The organism is Microvirga sp. BF8 (assembly GCF_059888585.1).
In genome coordinates this window covers 1,843,049-1,861,881 of record NZ_CM187619.1, presented here as the reverse complement: position 1 = coordinate 1,861,881, position 18,833 = coordinate 1,843,049, and the positions used below count along the sequence as shown (strand labels likewise).

Annotated in this window: 17 protein-coding genes; 7 read left to right on the top strand and 10 right to left on the bottom strand. The window is 64.9% G+C overall.

Annotated features, from left to right (window positions below; genetic code table 11):
• Nucleotides 1-10: 10 nt before the first annotated feature.
• On the bottom strand, nt 11-604 hold the full coding sequence (locus AC522E_RS08915) for an NnrU family protein (RefSeq protein ID WP_500750057.1): 594 nt from the start codon (nt 602-604) through the stop codon (nt 11-13).
• A gap of 348 nt (nt 605-952) precedes the next feature.
• Between AC522E_RS08915 and AC522E_RS08910 the strand changes: the two genes are divergently transcribed.
• Both AC522E_RS08910 and AC522E_RS08905 read left to right on the top strand, forming a co-directional pair.
• Nucleotides 953-1,573 (top strand): TRAP transporter small permease subunit, encoded by a 621-nt coding sequence (locus AC522E_RS08910; protein WP_500750056.1) that lies wholly within the window; start codon nt 953-955, stop codon nt 1,571-1,573.
• A gap of 36 nt (nt 1,574-1,609) precedes the next feature.
• Nucleotides 1,610-3,496, top strand: a complete 1,887-nt coding sequence (locus AC522E_RS08905; protein ID WP_500750055.1) for a TRAP transporter large permease — start codon at nt 1,610-1,612, stop codon at nt 3,494-3,496.
• Between the two features lie 342 nt (nt 3,497-3,838).
• Here the strand turns inward: AC522E_RS08905 and guaA are convergent, their stop codons facing one another.
• Both guaA and AC522E_RS08895 read right to left on the bottom strand, forming a co-directional pair.
• A complete protein-coding gene (guaA, locus tag AC522E_RS08900; RefSeq protein WP_500750054.1) occupies nt 3,839-5,395 on the bottom strand; it encodes a glutamine-hydrolyzing GMP synthase in 1,557 nt (518 codons plus the stop codon).
• Between the two features lie 54 nt (nt 5,396-5,449).
• The gene (locus tag AC522E_RS08895; protein WP_500750053.1) at nt 5,450-6,748 is read right to left on the bottom strand and encodes an RsmB/NOP family class I SAM-dependent RNA methyltransferase; all 1,299 of its coding nucleotides are present in this window, start codon (nt 6,746-6,748) and stop codon (nt 5,450-5,452) included.
• A 90-nt stretch (nt 6,749-6,838) separates the two neighbouring features.
• Here AC522E_RS08895 and AC522E_RS08890 point away from each other — a divergent pair, with 90 nt between their 5' ends.
• Complete coding sequence (locus AC522E_RS08890) at nt 6,839-6,976, top strand: hypothetical protein (protein ID WP_500750052.1); 138 nt, start codon at nt 6,839-6,841, stop codon at nt 6,974-6,976.
• Nucleotides 6,977-7,061: 85 nt separating this feature from the next.
• Here AC522E_RS08890 and AC522E_RS08885 read toward each other — a convergent pair whose 3' ends face one another.
• Nucleotides 7,062-7,493, bottom strand: a complete 432-nt coding sequence (locus AC522E_RS08885) for an MAPEG family protein (RefSeq protein WP_500750051.1) — start codon at nt 7,491-7,493, stop codon at nt 7,062-7,064.
• A gap of 23 nt (nt 7,494-7,516) precedes the next feature.
• Nucleotides 7,517-9,007 carry an IMP dehydrogenase gene (gene guaB, locus AC522E_RS08880; RefSeq protein WP_500750049.1) on the bottom strand — a complete coding sequence of 497 codons (1,491 nt, stop codon included), beginning with the start codon at nt 9,005-9,007 and terminating at the stop codon, nt 7,517-7,519.
• Nucleotides 9,008-9,182: 175 nt separating this feature from the next.
• Between guaB and AC522E_RS08875 the strand changes: the two genes are divergently transcribed.
• Both AC522E_RS08875 and AC522E_RS08870 read left to right on the top strand, forming a co-directional pair.
• Nucleotides 9,183-10,619 carry a DHA2 family efflux MFS transporter permease subunit gene (locus tag AC522E_RS08875; RefSeq protein WP_500750047.1) on the top strand — a complete coding sequence of 479 codons (1,437 nt, stop codon included), beginning with the start codon at nt 9,183-9,185 and terminating at the stop codon, nt 10,617-10,619.
• Between the two features lies 1 nt (nt 10,620).
• Nucleotides 10,621-11,517: a dienelactone hydrolase family protein gene (locus tag AC522E_RS08870; RefSeq protein ID WP_500750630.1), complete on the top strand. Its 897-nt coding sequence runs from the start codon at nt 10,621-10,623 to the stop codon at nt 11,515-11,517.
• 99 nt (nt 11,518-11,616) lie between these two features.
• Here the strand turns inward: AC522E_RS08870 and AC522E_RS08865 are convergent, their stop codons facing one another.
• From AC522E_RS08865 to efp, 5 genes are all read right to left on the bottom strand, one after another.
• Nucleotides 11,617-12,573: a Gfo/Idh/MocA family protein gene (locus tag AC522E_RS08865; RefSeq protein WP_500750046.1), complete on the bottom strand. Its 957-nt coding sequence runs from the start codon at nt 12,571-12,573 to the stop codon at nt 11,617-11,619.
• Nucleotides 12,574-12,612: 39 nt separating this feature from the next.
• On the bottom strand, nt 12,613-13,314 hold the full coding sequence (locus AC522E_RS08860; protein ID WP_500750045.1) for an RlmE family RNA methyltransferase: 702 nt from the start codon (nt 13,312-13,314) through the stop codon (nt 12,613-12,615).
• Entirely contained in the window at nt 13,311-14,432 is a 1,122-nt protein-coding gene (locus AC522E_RS08855; protein WP_500750044.1) for a Ppx/GppA phosphatase family protein, read from the bottom strand. Before AC522E_RS08855 ends, AC522E_RS08860 begins: the two co-directional genes overlap by 4 nt.
• A 110-nt stretch (nt 14,433-14,542) precedes the next feature.
• Nucleotides 14,543-15,727 (bottom strand): aminotransferase, encoded by a 1,185-nt coding sequence (locus tag AC522E_RS08850; RefSeq protein ID WP_500750043.1) that lies wholly within the window; start codon nt 15,725-15,727, stop codon nt 14,543-14,545.
• 122 nt (nt 15,728-15,849) lie between these two features.
• Complete coding sequence (gene efp / locus AC522E_RS08845; RefSeq protein ID WP_500750042.1) at nt 15,850-16,416, bottom strand: elongation factor P; 567 nt, start codon at nt 16,414-16,416, stop codon at nt 15,850-15,852.
• Between the two features lie 165 nt (nt 16,417-16,581).
• Here efp and epmA point away from each other — a divergent pair, with 165 nt between their 5' ends.
• Nucleotides 16,582-17,634 carry an EF-P lysine aminoacylase EpmA gene (gene epmA / locus AC522E_RS08840; protein ID WP_500750628.1) on the top strand — a complete coding sequence of 351 codons (1,053 nt, stop codon included), beginning with the start codon at nt 16,582-16,584 and terminating at the stop codon, nt 17,632-17,634.
• Nucleotides 17,631-18,752, top strand: coding sequence for a lysine-2,3-aminomutase-like protein (locus tag AC522E_RS08835; RefSeq protein ID WP_500750041.1), 1,122 nt, complete (start codon nt 17,631-17,633; stop codon nt 18,750-18,752). The genes epmA and AC522E_RS08835 overlap by 4 nt, the downstream gene beginning before the upstream one ends.
• Nucleotides 18,753-18,833: the final 81 nt, after the last annotated feature.

Sequence of the window (18,833 nt, the reverse complement as noted above, 5' to 3'; positions counted from 1 at the left end):
GAAACGCGGTTCAGGATCGGGTGGGGAGCACCGGAACGCCGATCAGAAGCGGATGGAGCCAGAAAACGAAGGCGAGATAGAGGGCCGTGCCGATCAAAAGGGCGAGAGCGTCGTTGCGGGTCTCATGGGTCCCCACCTTCGGGGCTCCGTGCTCCGCCGCCACGTCCCGGTGCTTGGCGCTGATCCGTGCCATGACGGCCCAGGCCAGGACCGAGCCGAACAGCAGGATCGAGCCGAGATCGCCATTGGCGAGAAGATGGGCCACGGCCCAGACTTTGACCCCGGCCAGCATCGGATGTTTGAGCGTGCGCTTGATCCGGCCGGGCAGATAGGCCGCGACCACGGCGACGAAGGCAAACCAGACGAGAAGGAGCGCCAGATGCCGCGTCCAGACCGGCGGATCCCACACGGGAATATACCCTTCCGCCCGGTAGCGCCCGAAGCCAATGGCGATGAGGACGATGCCAGCGAGGGAGAGAAGAGAATAAAGCCCCTTGTAGGGCCCCTCCCCGATCTTCCGGATCGTCTCGGCCCGCGTATTGCGCGCCATGCTGAACGCATGGGTCCCGAGGAAAACGATCAATCCTAGAACCAGTAGCGTCACGATCTCATCTCCGCGAACCGGAGGGACCATAGCAAGCTAGGGGACAAGGCACCATCACCGCCGGTGGGAAATCAATCCCGATCCAGAGGATTATCGTGGCGAGCCTCTCGTGGAATGCAGTCCGCCGGAGATCGAAGGCGACGCAACGGAAGGTACATTCATTGCCTGATGACGAGCTCCGGCACATCATAACTTTCACCGGTAGCCCCCCTTGTGACAGGAATGCATAGGGGGTACTCGCCTTAAGTCGAGTGTGGTCAGGCTGCCCTGGCTCTAGCGGAGGGTCTATAACTTCGATAGCTACACCCTGACAAAACCAACGAACCGGACGAGCAGGGGAAGAGACGGATGACAGCATTGCTGAAGCTGTCCCAGGCCATCGATGGATTGAACGAGCGCTTGGGGAAGACCGTGGCTTGGGCCATCGTGGTGGCCATTCTGGTTTCGGCGATCAACGCGATCATCCGGCGGATTTTCGGCGTCTCGTCGAATGCCTGGCTCGAGCTGCAATGGTACCTGTTCGGGGCGGTCTTCATGCTCTGCTCGCCCTGGACCCTCAAGGCCAACGAGCATATCCGCATCGACATCATCTCGAACATGCTCTCCAAGCGGAGCCGCGACCGGATCGACATGTTCGGGCACATTTTCTTTCTGCTTCCCTTCGTCGCGATCATGATCTGGCTGAGCGTGCCGTACTTCATCCGGTCCTATCAATCCGGCGAGGTATCCTCGAACGCTGGCGGCCTTCTGATCTGGCCCGCCAAGGGCCTGATCCTGCTCGGCTTCATCTTTCTTGGCCTGCAATGGCTGAGCGAGGTCATCAAACGCATCGCCATCATGCGCGGCGATCTGGTGGACGAGCATGCGTCGGTCCACAGCGCCGAGGCGGAGGCGGAACGGCTCCTCCAGGAACTCGCCGACCCGAATGCCGCTGCGGGCTCAGAGCCTCCCGGCGACGGCATCCGCTGATACGTCGACGCTTACTTCTTTCCGGAGTTTCAGTTCATGGCTGAGTTGATTGCCCAGAACCTCGCGCCGATCATGTTCGCGGCGCTCGTCATCTTCCTGCTCCTCGGGTACCCGGTCGCGTTCTCGCTCGCGGCGAACGGTCTCCTGTTCTTCTTCCTCGCCGTCGAGCTCGCCCCCCTCGCCCCAGACACGATCACCCTGTCGTGGCCCCTGCTCCAGGCCCTGCCGGACCGGGTCTATGGCACCATGTCGAACGAGGTGCTGCTCGCGGTCCCGTTCTTCACCTTCATGGGATTGATCCTCGAACGATCGGGGATGGCGGAGGACCTGCTCGACACTATCGGGCAGCTGTTCGGCCCCGTACGCGGCGGCCTGGCCTATGCCGTGATCTTCGTGGGCGCGCTGCTCGCTGCCACCACCGGTGTCGTGGCGGCCTCGGTCATTTCCATGGGCCTCATCTCGCTGCCGATCATGCTGCGCTATGGCTATGACCGGCGGCTCGCCTCCGGCGTCATCGCCGCTTCCGGCACCCTGGCGCAGATCATCCCGCCCTCCCTCGTGCTCATCGTCATGGCCGACCAGCTCGGACGCTCCGTCGGCGACATGTACGAGGGCGCGTTCCTGCCCGGCCTGATCCTGTCGGGCCTCTACGCCGGCTACGTCCTTCTGATGTCGATCTTCTTCCCCAAGTCGGCCCCCGGACTGCCGCCTGAGGCGATCGGCTACCGGGAACCCGGCGGAGGGCGTGGCGTCTGGCAGCTCGGCATCCTGGTAATCTTCTCCGGCTTCGTCGGCTACTACGTCCTGTCGCAGACGAATACCAAGGCCGGCGCCGATTTCGTGATCCTGACGATCTGCGTCGCCACCGTCGTGGCCCTGATCTGCGCCCTCATGAACCGCATGCTCGGCGCCAAGCGCGTTGCCATCTCCGCCATTCTCACGGCGGCTCTTGTCGCCCTTTATTTCGTCATTCGCCAGGATCATCCGTCCCTGGCGCTCGCCCTTGAAATGGTCATCGCCGGAGCGGCCTATGCGCTCATCGTCGGCTTCGTCGAGCGCTTCAGCGGCTTCCGGCTCATGTCGCGCATGGCGGAGCAGGTGACGTTCGTCATGGTGCCGCCGCTGCTGCTGATCTTCCTCGTGCTCGGCACCATCTTCATCGGCCTCGCGACGCCGACGGAAGGCGGCGCCATGGGCGCTCTCGGCTCAGTCATCCTCGCAGCGGTGAAGCGCAGGCTCGACAACAACCCGAACCGCTTCAACTTCACCCTCGTCCGTCAGGCGACGGAGGCCACGGCGAAGCTCTCCGCCTTCGTGCTCTTCATCCTGATCGGCGCACGCGTCTTCTCGCTCACCTTCTATGGCGTCAACGGCCATATCTGGGTCGAGCATCTCCTGACCTCGCTGCCGGGCGGCCAGGTCGGCTTCCTCATCGTCGTGAACGTGCTGGTGTTCTTCCTGGCATTCTTCCTCGACTTCTTCGAACTCGCCTTCATCATCATCCCGCTGCTCGGACCGGCTGCCGAAAAGCTGGGCATCGACCTGATCTGGTTCGGCGTCATTCTCGGCGTGAACATGCAGACCTCGTTCATGCACCCGCCCTTCGGCTTCGCCCTCTTCTTCCTGCGCTCGGTGGCCCCCAAGGAACCCTATATCGACCGCTTGACCGGCAAGCGCATGGATCCGATCACCACCGGCCAGATCTATCAGGGTGCCATTCCCTTCGTGGTGATCCAGCTGATCATGGTCGCCCTGGTCGTGATGTTCCCGAACCTCGTGATGCATTACAAGGGCACGGCCGCGAAGGTCGATCCTGCCGCCGTGCAGAAAAAGCTTGATGAATTGCTGGTACCGGGCATCGGCCCCGGTGGAGGCGGCGACCTTCCGGGCCTGAACTTCGACGAGCCACCCAAGATCCAATAAGCCAGGAATGCATGAAAAAGGCAGGCGCCACGCCTGCCTTTTTGTTTCTCATGTCCGCCTGGACCTGAGGCTGCCAGGCCTGGGCGAGGTGTGCGCCGGAGCAGAAAGCGGCCTCTTTCCCACGCCTGCCGCGCTTTATGGGAACAGTCGTCATTCCGGGGCTGTGAAGCGGACTCCGGAACCCGTAACCTCCATCGGTTCAGGATAAAGGATTACGATCCCCCGCTGCGTCTAATCCTGCAAAGTCGCGTTTATGGGTTCCGGGCGCCGCCGACGCGGCCCCGGAATGACAAGACTGGAATCGGCTTCGTCCCGCGAGTCAGCCCTCGAACCGGGCCCGGCTCACTCCCACTCGATCGTTCCCGGCGGCTTCGAGGTGATGTCGTACGTGACGCGGTTGATGCCCTTGACCTCGTTGATGATGCGCGTCGCGACACTGCCCAGGAAAGCCATGTCGAAGGGGAAGAAATCCGCGGTCATGCCATCCACGGATGTTACGGCGCGCAGCGCGCAGACGTGATCGTAGGTGCGTCCATCGCCCATGACGCCGACGGTCTTGACGGGAAGCAGCACCGCGAAGGCCTGCCAGATCTGGTCGTAGAGGCCCGCCTTGCGGATTTCCTCCAGATAGATCGCATCGGCCTTGCGGAGGATCTCGAGTTTCTCGCGGGTGATCGTGCCAGGTACGCGAATGGCGAGACCGGGTCCGGGGAACGGATGGCGGGCGACGAAGGCCTCGGGCAGGCCGAGCTCGCGGCCGAGCACCCTGACCTCGTCCTTGAACAATTCGCGCAGCGGCTCCACAAGCTTCATCTTCATGCGCTCGGGCAGGCCGCCGACATTATGGTGGCTCTTGATGGTCACCGACGGTCCGCCGGTGAAGGAGACGCTCTCGATGACGTCCGGATAGAGCGTGCCCTGTGCGAGGAAATCGGCCCCGCCGATCTTCTTTGCTTCCTCGTCGAACACGTCGATGAAGAGCTTGCCGATGGTCTTACGCTTGACCTCCGGGTCCGATACGCCTTCGAGCGCACCGATGAAGAGGTCCTGAGCCTGAACGTGCACGAGCGGGATGTTGTAGGAATCCCGGAACAGGCCGACCACCTGTTCCGCCTCGCCCATGCGCAACAGGCCATGATCGACGAAGACGCAGGTGAGCTGGTCGCCGATCGCCTCGTGGATCAGCACCGCCGCCACGGCGGAATCGACGCCGCCAGAGAGGCCGCAGATCACCCGGCCCTTGCCGACCTGTGCACGGATGCGCTCGATGGCCTCCTCCCGGAAGGCCTTCATGGTCCAATCGCCCTTGCACCCGGCGATGTCGCGGACGAAGTTGCGGATCAGCAGCTCGCCCTGGGGCGTATGGACCACTTCGGGATGGAACTGCACGGCGTAGAACTTGCGCTCCTCGTCCGCGGTGATCGCATAGGGCGCGTTCGGCGAGGAGGCCAAGGTCTCGAAGCCTTCGGGCAGCTTGGTGACGCGGTCGCCGTGGCTCATCCAGACCGGGTATTTCTTTCCCACCTGCCAGACCCCCTGGTACAGGGGGCTCTCGGTCAGGACCTCGATCTCGGCGCGGCCGAATTCGGAATGATGCCCGCCCTCGACCTCGCCTCCGAGCTGCGCCGCCATGGTCTGCTGCCCGTAGCAGATGCCGAAGATCGGAACTCCGGCATCGAACAGATCCTCAGGCGCGCGGGGCGACGTTTCCATCGTCACCGATTCCGGCCCTCCGGAGAGGATCACGCCCTTCGGCTTCATCTGGTGGAAGGCCTCGGCCGCCTTTTGGAACGGCACGACTTCCGAATAGACTCCCTCCTCGCGCACCCTGCGCGCGATGAGCTGGGTCACCTGGGAGCCGAAATCGACGATGAGGATCTTGTCGTGGGTCTGGGTCATGGAGCGGTCTAAGGCCTCGGGGACGGGAAAGGCGATGGCACGGATGTCGCTGACTTATGGGCTTCTGACAAGAACGGCAACGTAGAAGCCGTCGGTGCCCGTGCGGAGCGGCGTCATCTGCCATCCGTAGGTGGTGGGGCGCAGATATGCCTTGAGCGCTTCGAGACCTGCATCCTTGAGGACCTCGTCCCTCGGGGCGGGCCGGAAGCTCTGGCTCCGTTCCAGGAAGCTGGACAGCGCGTCGTCGTTCTCATCGGGCAGGACGGAGCAGGTGATATAGACGATGCGGCCGCCGGGCTTGACGAGCGTCGCGGCCCGGTCGAGCACGGCAGCCTGCTCCTTGCGCCGGACCTCCAGGCTTCCCGGGCGCAGCCGCCACTTGGCGTCCGGATTGCGCCGCCAGGTCCCGACGCCGGTGCAGGGAGCGTCGACCACGACACAATCGATCCGGCCATCGAGATCCGACACCGCATCCGCTCCGCCGCGCGGGGTCCGGACCTGGACGTTTCGGATTCCCCCTCGCGTCAGACGCTCGTGGATCGGGGCAAGGCGGCGGGCATCATTGTCGGTGGCATAGAGCTGGCCGTGGTTCTCCATCATCGCGGCCAGCGCCAGGGTCTTGCCGCCACCTCCCGCGCAGAGATCGACCACCTGTTCGCCGGGCTTTACGCTCGACAGCAGGGCGGCGAGCTGCGAGCCCTCGTCCTGGATTTCGATCCAGCCCTTGAGGAATTCCGGCTCCGCCTGGATCGGAGGGCCACGCCCATCCTCACCGGGTGCGATCCGCAGGCCGAGGGGCGAATGGGGGGTCTCCACGGCGCTCAGATGCGGCAGGGCATCGTGCGCCTCCTCGCGGGAGGCGACCTTCAGGGTGTTCACCCGCAGGTCGAGAGGGGCGCGGGCGGTCAGCGCCTGCATCTCCGGGATGAGGTCATCTCCGAAGATGCGCGCGAGCGACGGCGCGATCCATTCCGGGAAGTCGCCCGCCGCGGGAGCCGGAGCCCCGTCGAGCGTCCCGCCGCCCAGCCGCTCGCGCTCGGTCTCGGTGAGAGGCTCCGGCGCGAACCGCTCCCCCGAGAACAGCTGCGCGATCGCATCCGGATCGAGGCCGCGCTGGAGCCTGAGCATGCCTAGCATGATGGCGCGCGGTGACGCCTCGTTCATGATCCAGGCGGCGGAGGCTTTCCGGCGCAGGGCGTCATAAACGAGGCTGGCAATGGCCGCGCGGTCCTTCGACCCTGCGAAGCGGTGGGACAGGCCCCAGTCCTTCAGCGCATCCGAGGCTGGGCGGCGGCGGGTATCGATATCAGAGAGAACTTCGATGGCGGCGGCGATGCGGGCTGCTGGCGTCATAGGAATACAATACTCGACCTTGGCCGTGGATATGACACGGCGGGACCAATCTTCGGTCCCGAAACGGACCGATTGCAAGACGGCGCGTGCATGGTGCACCTGTGCGCCGTGGAACGCTGGACGATTTCGATCAAGCTGACTCGCATTCTCGCCGTTGCGGATATCAATCCGCCACCGCGCAAGGCCTGCGACGCCAAGACCGAGCACGAGAGCGGCAGGAAATCCTGAAAGCGATGGCGCGATGGGCTGGTGCCCCGCGCGCCATCTTCACATTTTCCGGACCCAGCGGCGGCCCCGTCTCCCAAAACCGCGCTCAGACACCGAGCTCCGAGGCGAAGATTCTCAGGGCGAAGACGATCCACATCACGAACAGGATAAGGACACCGACAAGGAAGGCCCTGAAGCGCTTGTCGACCCGGTTCGACGTGACATGGATCCCCGCATGAACCAAGCGGGCCACCACGAAGAGCCAGGACATCACCACGAAGACGAGGTCCGCCTTTTTCGTGATCAGGGCCAGGGCGACGAGTGCATAGAACAGGACCGGCAGCTCGAATTGGTTGTGATAGGAATTGGTGAGCTTCAGCACGCCGGCCGGCCAGTTGCGCTCGCCAAGGGCGATGTCCCGGGCCCTGACCTCCCCGGCCCGAATGGCGCCGACGCGCAGGCGCCCCATCCAGAACAGGAGGAGGAAGGTCAGCCCGACCTGGACGAAGACCGGGAGAAGGACGGCGGTGATGCTCATGAACGGCCCTTGAAAGCTCAAGCTCAGCTGCGGGTCGGATAGTTAGGACTTTCCCGCGTGATCGTCACGTCATGTACGTGGCTTTCGCGCAGGCCGGCGCCCGTGATGCGGATGAACTGAGCCTTTTCGCAGAATTCCGGCAGGGTCCGTGCCCCGACATAGCCCATCGAGGCCCGAAGGCCGCCCGCGAGCTGGTGCAGAACCGCGGAGACCGGACCCTTGTAGGCCACCTGTCCCTCGACGCCCTCCGGCACGAGCTTGAGCGTGTCGCGTACCTCGGCCTGGAAATAGCGGTCCGCCGAGCCACGGGCCATCGCTCCCACCGAGCCCATGCCGCGATACGACTTGTAGGAACGTCCCTGGTAGAGGAACACCTCCCCCGGGGTCTCGTCGGTGCCGGCCAGCAGCGAGCCGACCATGACCGTGGACGCCCCGGCCGCCAGGGCCTTGGCCAGATCGCCCGAAACCTTGATGCCACCATCCGCGATGACGGGGATCCCGGCCTCCGCCGCCGCCTCGACGGCCTCCATGATCGCGGTCAGCTGGGGCACGCCGACGCCGGCGACGATGCGGGTGGTGCAGATGGAGCCCGGGCCGATCCCGACCTTCACCGCATCGGCGCCGGCATCGATCAAAGCCTTCGCGCCCTCGCGTGTCGCCACGTTGCCGGCGATGACCTGGACGGCGTTGGAGAGCTTCTTGGCCCGGGTGACGCTCTCGAGGACCCGGACGGAGTGGCCATGGGCCGTATCGACGACGATCACGTCGACACCGGCATCGATCAGGCGCTCGGAACGCTCGAAGCCCTGGTCGCCGGTGGTGGTGGCGGCGGCGACGCGCAGGCGGCCCTGCTCGTCCTTCGCGGCGTTGGGATGAGCCACCTGCTTCTCGATATCCTTCACCGTGATCAGGCCGATGCAGCGGTAGTGATCGTCCACGACGAGCAGCTTCTCAATGCGGAACTGGTGAAGGAGCCGTCGCGCCTCGTCCTGGTTCACACCCTCGCGGACAGTGATCAGCCGGTCCTTCGTCATGAGCTCGGAGACGGGCTGGGACGGATTGTTGGCGAAGCGCACGTCGCGGTTGGTGAGGATGCCGACGAGCTTGCCCTTCGAACCGCTCGGCCCGCGCTCGACCACGGGAATGCCCGAAATCCCATGATGCTTCATCATGGCCAGGGCGTCGGCCAGGGTCTCGTCCGGATGGATGGTGATGGGGTTCATCACCATGCCCGACTCGTAGCGCTTGACGAGGCGGACCTGCTCAGCCTGGGCATCGGGTTCGAGATTGCGGTGGATTACGCCGATGCCGCCGGCCTGGGCCATTGCGATGGCCATGCGGCCCTCGGTGACCGTGTCCATGGCCGAGGCGATGATCGGGAGATTGAGGCGGATCGATCGGGTCAGCTGGGTGGCTACATCGACTTCGGCAGGCAGGACTTCCGAGCGGCCGGGCCGCAACAGGACATCGTCGAAGGTCAGTCCATCGATGAGACGATCGGCGATCGAAGCCATAGCCAACTCCTTGGATTGCGAGAAATGATCCGCGAAAACGCGGCGACGAGTTGGCGAGGGTCCGTAGCATGGGCCGGTCTTTTCGCAAAGCGGTAAAACCCTGTGGGGAAAGAAGATCTCCCGTGCAACCGGATCTCTTTGCAAGTTCCCGCAATGACGCTAATTGCCAGAGGTCATGCGCCAATCCCGCCTGCTCCCCCTGATCATTGCGACCGCGCTATTCATGGAGAACACGGACTCCACCGTGATCGCGACGTCGCTGCCCATGATCGCGCAGGATATCGGCGAGGATCCCATCGCGCTCAAGCTTGCGCTCACCTCCTACCTCGTCGGCCTCGCGATCTTCATCCCGATTTCGGGCTGGATGGCGGACCGGTTTGGATCGAAGACGATCTTCCGGGCGGCGATCGCGGTGTTCATGGCCGGCTCGCTCTCCTGTGCCGCGGCGGGGTCTCTCGAAGGCTTCGTCCTGGCCCGGTTCATCCAGGGCATGGGCGGGGCCATGATGGTGCCCGTCGGTCGCCTCGTCCTCCTGCGCAGCGTCCCCCGGAACGAGGTGGTCCAGGCGCTCGCGACCCTGACGATCCCGGCCCTGATCGGCCCCATCGCCGGGCCTCCGCTTGGCGGCTTCATCACGACCTATTTCGACTGGCGCTGGATCTTCTTCATCAACATTCCCATCGGAATCCTGGGGATCATCCTGGCGACGATCTTCGTCCCGGAGATCCGGGAGGACGATACGCCGCCCTTCGATTTCCTGGGCTTCGTCCTCGCAGGGGCCGGTTTCGCCCTCCTGATGCTCGGCTTTGCCTCCGGCGGGCGCCATCTGATCCCACCAAGCGTCTCGGTGGGCTGCGCCGCCGCGGGAACGATCAGCCTTCTGCTGTTCGTCCGCCACGCGCGGCGCACACCCCATCCGGTCCTTCAGCTCGGCCTCTTCAAGATCCCGACGTTCCGCGCCAGTGTCACCGGCGGATCGCTGTTCCGGATCGGCGTGGGCGCCATCCCCTTCCTGCTGCCGCTGATGTTCCAGCTCGGCTTCGGCCTCTCTCCTCTCGCCTCCGGCTCGCTGACCTTCATCGCCGCCGTCGGGGCGCTGTTCATGAAGACCATGGCGAAGCGCATCCTCGAACAGCTGGGCTTCCGACGCCTTCTGACTGTCAATGCCATCGTTGGGGCGTCCTTCATCGCCATCAATGGGTTCTTCACTCCCTCCACGCCGCATTGGCTCATCATGACGATCCTCCTGATCGGCGGCTGCTTCCGGTCCCTCCAGTTCACCAGCATCAACGCTCTCGCTTTCGCCGATGTGTCCCAGCGCGACATGAGCTCGGCCACGAGCCTGTCGGGCGTCGCGCAGCAACTCGCGCTCAGCATGGGCGTGGCGCTGGGCGCCTTTGCCCTGGAAAGCGCATCCCAGTTCCATGGCTCGCCCACCATCGTGGCAAAGGATTTCGGCCCGGCCTTCTGGATCGTGGCCGCGATCGCCAGCGTGTCCACCTTCGCCTTCATGCGGCTTCCGCACGATGCCGGAGCGGAGATGTCCGGTCACAAAGCTTTGATGCGGCATACACCGTCCAGCGGCTTGGGAGACGGCACGGAAGCACCCTAAGATCGAGCCCACCAGGGAACGAGAGCCGAGGGCTGCCATGGATCAACGCATTATCGACCTCTACGACACCTTCACTCATGGCGGCATGAGCCGCCGGTCCTTCCTCGACAGGCTGGCGAGCCTTGCCGGCAGCACCGCCGCTGCAACGGCCCTTCTGCCGATCCTGCAGAACAATTACGCCAAGGCCGACACGGTGGACGAGAAGGATCCGCGCATCGTCGCGGAGATGGTCGACATTCCCGGCGCGCCGGGCCTCAAGGGGTACCTTGTGCGGCCGAAGACGGGGGACAAGCTTCCGAGCGTCCTGGTCATTCACGAAAACCGGGGGCTCAACCCGCATATCAGGGACGTGACCCGCCGCATGGCCACGGAGGGCTTCATCGCCCTTGGGCTCGACTACCTGTCTCCCATGGGCGGCACCCCGGCCGACGAGGACAAGGGCCGGGAGATGATCGGCCATCTCAAGCAGGCGGACATCGCCACCTACGGCAAGGCGGCGGTCGCCTTTCTGAAGAGCCTGCCCAACGGCAACGGCAAGGTCGGGGCCGTCGGCTTCTGCTGGGGTGGCGGCGCCGCGAACAGCCTTGCCGTGGCAGAACCGAACCTATCAGCCGCGGTCGCCTATTACGGCGGCCAGCCGAAGGCTGAGGACGTTCCGAAGATCCATGCCGCCCTCCTGCTGCATTACGGCGGCCTCGACGAGCGCATCAACGCGGGCATCCCGGCCTACGAGGCGGCCCTGAAGAAGGCGGGAAAGACCTATGAGATCCATGTCTACGAGGGCGCCAACCACGCCTTCAACAACGACACCAACGCCGCCCGCTACGACAAACAGGCCGCTGATCTGGCCTGGAGACGCACGGTGGCCTTCTTGAAGAAACATCTCGCCTCAGGGTGAACGACGCACCCCTCCGCCCGTAAAGAGGGTCGCTGATGGCACACGCAGTCGTTCCGGGCTCCGCTGCGCGCTCCCGGAATGAAGGATCAGTGATACGCGCTATCCGGCTGCCTTGCCGGGATCGTCCTCAAACGGCTCCACCTGCACGCGCTGCCCGATCATGAAGGCATCCGCCACCAGGCGGAACGGCGCATCGTCCACCTCGGCCCTCCCCTCGGACAAAAGGCTCTCGAAGCGGCGATAGATCCCGGGATATTCATCCGATGCTTCATCGGCGACCACCATTCCGTCGACCTCGAGACGGCTGCCGCCATGGGACAGCTTCAGCAGAGGGCCTCCCTCGCAGGCGATGTCGATGTCCCAGGTCTGCGGCCCTGTCTGCCGCCAGTCGAACACAGCCTGCAGGTCCGCGTCGTCGGTTCCCGTCGAGAATTGCAGGTTCGCGGCGATGGGCGCGTCCCGGTTCGCAGGGAATTGAAGATTGGCCCGCTTGATGAAAACGGGGGCCGGCATGATCTTCGTCACGATGGAGAGTGCGTTGATTCCGGGATCGAAGATCCCGAACCCGCCCGCCTGCCAGATCCATTGCTGGCCCGGATGCCAGTGACGGACGTCTTCCTTCCACGTGACGAGCAGACGCGTGACCGTCCGTCCGGCGAGGGTGTCCCGCGCGAGGTCGACGCCCTTGTTGTACTGGGCATGCCACGTGGTGAAGACCACCTTGCGCATCTCGTGGGCAATCCGGCGGAGGTCTTCGAGTTCGCTCAGGGTGGCTGCGGGCGGCTTTTCGAGCAGCACATGCTTACCGGCCTCGAGCGCGTCGCGGGCAATCGCATGTCGCACCTGGGGAGGCGTGCAGATGGCGACCGCGTCGAGGTCGGGAAGGCTGCGCAGCATCTCCCGATAGTCCTTGAAGGTGTGCTTTGCCTCGTCGGGGGCAAGGCCGCGCTGGCTGGCGACGGCGGTCAGTTCGAAATTCGGATTGTCACGGATGGCGGGAAGATGCTGGTCGTGGGCGATCTTGCCGAAGCCGATGATGCCGATCTTGTAAACCATGCGCCTGCCCTCCTGTCATCGCCTCGGGCCACGGACATCTCAGGATGACGGCTGCCGGTCCGCGCCGCCTCGAAAACCCGTCGCCATCACGTAGAGTTCTGCCGAGTCCGCGCGGCTCGCCGCCGGCTTCACGTGACGGACCACGGCGAAATCGCGCTTGAGATCGGCCAGGAGCTGCCCCTCCGTCCCCCCTTGGAACACCTTCGCGATGAAGACGCCGCCAGGGGCGAGGATCTCCCGTGCGAATTCGATGGCCGCTTCCGCCAGGCCCATGATGCGCAAATGGTCGGTCTTCTTGTGGCCGGTGGTGTTGGCGGCCATGTCGGACATGACGATATCGGCCGGCCCACCGAGCATGTCGATCAGCTTCGCCGGAGCGGTTTCGTCGAGAAAGTCGAGTTGGATGAATTCGACCCCGGGCATGGGATCGATGGGCAGCAGGTCGATGCCCACGACCTTGCCCTTCGCGCCGACCTTGCGCGCCGCGATCTGCGCCCAGCCGCCCGGAGCGGCACCGAGATCGACCACCCGCTGGCCGGGCTTCAGGACATGGTACTTGTCGTCGATCTCCAGCAGCTTGAACGCTGCGCGCGAACGGTAACCCTCGCGCTTGGCCCGCGCCACGTAGGGGTCGTTGAGCTGCCGTTCGAGCCATTTCTGCGAAGAAAGCGAGCGCTTGTTGGCCGTCTTCACCCTCTGCTTGAGGGTGCGGACACCGGATCCGGATTTGGGAGTGCTCACCGATGGCTCCCCCGCCACACGCTGTCTTCACGCATCATGTTCATCAGAATTCCTTCGCGCAGGCCGCGGTCGGCGATCCGTAGCCGCTCGGATGGAAAGGTCCGGCGGATCGCCTCGAGAATGGCACAGCCCGCGAGCACCAGATCCGCCCGGTCCCTGCCGATGCAGGCATTGGCGGCCCGCTCCTCGAAATCGGACCCGAGGAGGCGCTCGATCACCGAGGTGACGTCTCCGTCCTCCATCCACATGCCATCGACACGGCGGCGGTCATAGCGGGCGAGGCGCAGGTGGATCCCGCCCACCGTCGTGACCGTTCCGGACGTGCCGAGGAGGTGAAAGTTGGGCGCCCGCCCGGCCTCGGCCGCGACGAGGGAGAAGTCGAGAAGAAGCTCCGTCACCTCCTCCACCATACCTTCGAAGCTCTCCGGCGTGACGTCGATGCCGCCATGGCGCTCCGCCAGCGTCACCACTCCCACCGGGAGAGAATCCCATGCACGGATCCGCTTGCACGGATCCGCGAACATGTGCGGCGCGAGCCCGTCGAGCCATGCGATCTCGGTCGAGCCTCCCCCGATATCGAACACGATGACCGAATGCGCCTTCGGATCCGCCAGGGAGGCGCAACCCGTGACGGCAAGATAGGCCTCGGTCTTGCGGTCGACGATTTCCAGTTCGAGATCGAGATCGGTCCGCACCCGCTCGATGAAAGCAGAGCCGTTGGAAGCCAGGCGGCAGGCCTCGGTGGCCACCAGGCGAGCGCGCAGAACATCCTTCGCGGCCATCTTGTCGCGGCATACGCGCAGCGCATCCATCGTCCGCTCGATGGCGTCCGCGCTGAGATGATTGCCGAAGCCCAGGCCCTCTCCAAGACGCACGATGCGGGAGAATGCATCGACGACCCGGAAGCCGAAATGGGCTGGCTCGGCAATCAGCAGGCGGCAGTTGTTGGTGCCGAGGTCGAGCGCCGCATAGCTGCGCGACGGGCGTCGACGCCCGTTCCGCCGTCCTGTCGCTGCATAGGGGCGATCCGCATGCCATGACGAATCCCTGACGGGCTCCGCTAGCGGATTCGTTCGGTCTCCCTCTGCTTCGACAATCCCATCATACTTCACGGTCAAAACAATATCCCTGGCATCGAATGGATGCCCGTTTGGCCCTGAGAGTAACAACGCCATTGGCACTCTGCCAAGGGTAAGAGGCGAGTTTTGGACGGCGCAGACGGAGGGTATCAGACGGAAAAGTCGCGGAAACGATCCGTCAGGCTCGCCAGCACATCGGCTCCCACATTGGCAAAGGCGACGCGCAGGTGCCGTTCCTGCCCGGGACCGAAGTAACTTCCGGGGAGGCACAGGACGCCACGCTCCGTCGCGAGCTTCTCCGCAACGGCCTGCGCGGATACCCCTGCGAAGGGGTGGCTGAGATAGGCGAAATAGGCGCCGACCGATTCGACCCGCCACTCGGGCAAGGGCGCGAGCGCCCGTCGAAAAACGGCGGCCCTCTCATTGATCTCCGTCCGGTTCGCCTCGCGCCAGTCGCGCAGGGCGTCGATGGCCCACGGCAGGACGGCCTGGGCTGCACGCGGCGCACAGATCTGGATACAATCCAGGATCTTGGCGACCTGCTCGATCACGCCGGCATCGGCCGTAACCGCGCCCATCCTGTGGCCGGGAATCGCGTAGGATTTCGAGAAAGAGTAGAGCTGGATCACGCCCTCTCGCCACCGGTCCGTGGTGAAGAGCCCGTGCGCCCGGTTCACGCCGGTTGGCAGGAAATCCCTGTAAGTCTCGTCGATCACGAGATAAATCCCGCGCCGCGAGCACATCTCGGCGAAGGCTTCGATCACATGAGCCGGATAGACGGCGCCGGTGGGATTATTGGGCGTGACGAGAACGATGGCCTTGACCTTGGCGTCGATCAAAGTCTCCGCATCCTCGACCCGCGGCACGAATCCGGCCTCGGGCCGGCACGGCAGGGGGCGAGGTTCGATGCCGAGCATGTCCAGGCTCATCTGGTGGTTGAAGTACCAGGGGGCCGGCAGCAGGACAGCGTCGCCGTGGCGGGCGAGGAGCATCATCGTGGCGAAGAAGGCCATGTTGCAGCCCGCGGTCACGGCGGTGTCCGAAGGCGCGATCCGGCCCTCATAAAGACGCGACAATTCGGTCGCGTAGGCTTCCCGGAGCCCGGCATCGCCATTGATGGGCCCGTACTGTGCGCCCGCGGGAGACCCGGCGGCCGTCGCGAGCCGTTCGAGCATGCCGGGATGCGGCGCGTTTCCTGGAACGGCCTGCGACAGGTTGATGAGCGGCCCATACGCACCGCCATAGCGGCTTGTCCAGGCCTGGGCCTCCGGAATCGGCGGGCTGCCGACATCCGCAACCAGGGGATTGATGGAATTCGGGCCGGTGCTCGCCATGAACGGTCTTCAGCTTGCAGGAACGAGAAAGGATGGGAGATCCGGCGAGGCTTCACCGAAACAGCCCACCCTTCAAGGGAAAACCACCGACGACGCGTCGGGGATCGCAGGGCGCCGAATCGTCAGTCCTTCGCGCGTTCCACGTAGGAGCCGTCTTCCGTCATGATGACGACCCGGGTTCCTGCCTGGATATGGGGCGGGACCATGGTGCGGACGCCGTTCGAGAGCATGGCGGGCTTGTAGGAGGAGGACGCCGTCTGGCCCTTCACCACCGGTTCGGTCTCGGTGATCTCGAGGGTGACGCGGGCGGGAAGCTCGATGGCGATCGGCACACCGTTGTGGGTCGACAGCATGACGGCCATGCCCTCCTGAAGGTAGGGCTTCTGGTCGCCAAGGATGTCTTCCGGCACGGCCACCTGGTCATAGGTCTCCGGGTTCATGAAGTGGAACCCTTCACCGTCCTCGTAGAGGAAGGTGTGCTCCCGGTCTTCCACGAAGGCGCGCTCGACCTGCTCGGTCGTGCGGTAGCGCTCGGACACCTTCACACCGTCGGAAATGCGGCGCATGTCGAGCTGGGTCACGGGCGTGCCCTTGCCGGGGTGGATGTTCTGGGCGGTGAGAACCACATAGAGGCGGCCGTCGATATCGACGACGTTGCCTTTGCGGAGCGTTGAGGCGATGACCTTCACGGGAAGCTTTCCTTGTGACAGATAGGGCGCGCCCCGAAAGCTGGACTGCCCGGCCCAACGAGACGCTTCAGAAACCTTTTCGGTGCCGCAACTAGCCTATCTTCGCGGAAATCGCCAGCCTGACCGCACCACGCCTCGAGGCCGCCTTTGGAACGGAACAAATCCCTGCCCGCCCCATCGCCCTGGTGGACACCCCATGTCCATGCGGATCGGCGCCCGTTTCTGCTCGCGCGCAACCGGATTCAGGCGGCCTTCCGGACCTTTTTCGCGGATCGGGACTTCGTCGAGGTCGATACGGCCACGCTCCAGGCTTCGCCCGGCAATGAGGCCCATCTCCACGCCTTCGCGACCGAGGCGATCAGCATGGGAGGAGCGCGAACCCCGCTCTACCTTCACACTTCGCCCGAATTCGCGTGCAAGAAGCTCCTTGCGGCCGGGGAGAGGCGGATCGCCTGTTTCGCCCATGTCTATCGCAACCGCGAGCGGGGCTCCCTGCACCATCCGGAATTCACCATGCTCGAATGGTACCGGGCCGAGGAGCCCTACGAAGCCCTGATGCGCGATGCCGCCGAACTTCTCGGCCTTGCCGCCGAAAAAGCCGGGACCCGCGCCCTCACGTTCCGGGGCCAAACGACCGACCCGTTCCGTGAGCCGGAGCGGCTCAGCGTCGCGGAAGCCTTCCAGCGCTTCGCCGGCATCGATCTTCTCGCGTCCATCGACCGGACCGGAGAGACCGACCGGGACCACCTTGCGGCATCGCTCAGGGAGGCAGGCCTGCGGGTCGCGGGGGACGACACATGGTCGGATCTGTTCAGCCGCGTCATCGTGGAGCGCGTCGAGCCCAATCTCGGTCATGGCCGCGCCACGATCCTCGACGAGTACCCGGTCGCCGAGGCCGCGCTCGCCCGCCCGACGCCGCGCGATCCGCGCGTGGCGGAGCGGTTCGAGCTCTATGCCTGCGGCGTCGAACTCGCCAACGCCTTCGGCGAGTTGACCGATCCCGCCGAGCAGCGCCGCCGCTTCGAGGTGGAGATGACGGAGAAGATGCGTATCTACGGCGAACGCTACCCGATCGATGAGGATTTCCTGGCGGCGCTCGCCCTGATGCCGGCGGCCAGTGGGATTGCCCTCGGCTTCGACCGTCTCGTCATGCTGGCCGCCGGCGCCTCGCGCATCGACCAGGTCATCTGGGCGCCTGTTCCGGAGACGGCGCCATGAGCCTATTGAAGGTGAGCCCGTCGAAGCCCGTTCGGAGCGCCGAGGATCTGCTGCAGGCGGGGCTCGTCCCGTCCGAACAGGCCGGAGCCATCGCGCGCGTCGCAGAGCGCTATGCGGTTGCCATCACCCCGGCGATGGCCGAACTGATCGACCGTACCGATCCCGCCGATCCCATTGCCCGCCAGTTCGTCCCGGACGCGGCTGAACTCGTCACGAGGCCGGAGGAACGGACCGATCCCATCGGCGACCTCGCGCATAGCCCGGTCGAGGGGATCGTTCACCGCTACCCGGACCGCGTCCTGCTCAAGGCCGTGCATGTCTGTCCGGTCTATTGCCGTTTCTGCTTCCGGCGCGAGATGGTCGGACCGCAGGGACTCGGAACCCTGACCTTGGAAGCCATGGATACGGCCTTCGCCTATATCGCACAGCATCCGGAGATCTGGGAGGTCATCCTCACCGGCGGCGATCCGCTGGTGCTGTCGCCCCGCCGGCTCAAGGAGATCACCGCACGGCTCGCAACCATCGACCACGTGCGGGTCGTCCGTTTTCACACCCGCGTCCCCGTCGTCGAACCGGAGCGGATCGATGCGGCTCTGATCGAGGCGCTGATGGCGAGTGGCAAGACGACTTATGTGGCACTCCACGCCAATCATCCGCGCGAATTGACCGACGCGGCACGCGCCGCCTGCGCCCGCCTGGTCGACGCGGGCGTCGTCATGCTCAGCCAATCCGTCCTCCTCAGGGGCATCAACGACGATCCCGACATCCTCGCCGCCCTCATGCGCGCCTTCGTGGAGACTCGGATCAAGCCTTACTACCTGCACCACCCCGACCTCGCGCCGGGAACGAGCCATTTCCGGCTATCGATCGCCGAGGGGCAGGCGCTTGTCGCTGGACTTCGCGGAAGGATCTCGGGCCTGTGCCAGCCAACCTACATCCTCGACATCCCGGGCGGGCACGGGAAGGCCGTGATCGGACCCGATGCCCTTCGCGAAACAGCCGAAGGCGCCTACGCGGTCGCGGATTTCCGGGGTGTCGAGCATGCCTATCCGCCGGAGGAAGGGGCGATTGGCGCCACTGTCATGCCGGGGCCGCGAGGTGGAGCCCGGAAGCCATAACCGTCAGCGGCTCAGAACCAGGAGCGATGGCTGTCGTTGCGCCTGATCCTGCATCGTCAGCGGCCATGGGCCTAGGACTTG

Coding starts and splice junctions, on each gene's coding strand:
- AC522E_RS08895 (WP_500750053.1), bottom strand. CDS start 6,748: ATGACGCCAGCAGCCCGCATCGCCGCCGCCATCGAAGTTCTCTCTGAT.
- AC522E_RS08865 (WP_500750046.1), bottom strand. CDS start 12,573: ATGGTTTACAAGATCGGCATCATCGGCTTCGGCAAGATCGCCCACGAC.
- AC522E_RS08885 (WP_500750051.1), bottom strand. CDS start 7,493: ATGAGCATCACCGCCGTCCTTCTCCCGGTCTTCGTCCAGGTCGGGCTG.
- AC522E_RS08875 (WP_500750047.1), top strand. CDS start 9,183: ATGCGCCAATCCCGCCTGCTCCCCCTGATCATTGCGACCGCGCTATTC.
- guaA (WP_500750054.1), bottom strand. CDS start 5,395: ATGACCCAGACCCACGACAAGATCCTCATCGTCGATTTCGGCTCCCAG.
- AC522E_RS08850 (WP_500750043.1), bottom strand. CDS start 15,727: ATGGCGAGCACCGGCCCGAATTCCATCAATCCCCTGGTTGCGGATGTC.
- AC522E_RS08890 (WP_500750052.1), top strand. CDS start 6,839: ATGGTGCACCTGTGCGCCGTGGAACGCTGGACGATTTCGATCAAGCTG.
- AC522E_RS08835 (WP_500750041.1), top strand. CDS start 17,631: ATGAGCCTATTGAAGGTGAGCCCGTCGAAGCCCGTTCGGAGCGCCGAG.
- guaB (WP_500750049.1), bottom strand. CDS start 9,007: ATGGCTTCGATCGCCGATCGTCTCATCGATGGACTGACCTTCGACGAT.
- AC522E_RS08910 (WP_500750056.1), top strand. CDS start 953: ATGACAGCATTGCTGAAGCTGTCCCAGGCCATCGATGGATTGAACGAG.
- AC522E_RS08905 (WP_500750055.1), top strand. CDS start 1,610: ATGGCTGAGTTGATTGCCCAGAACCTCGCGCCGATCATGTTCGCGGCG.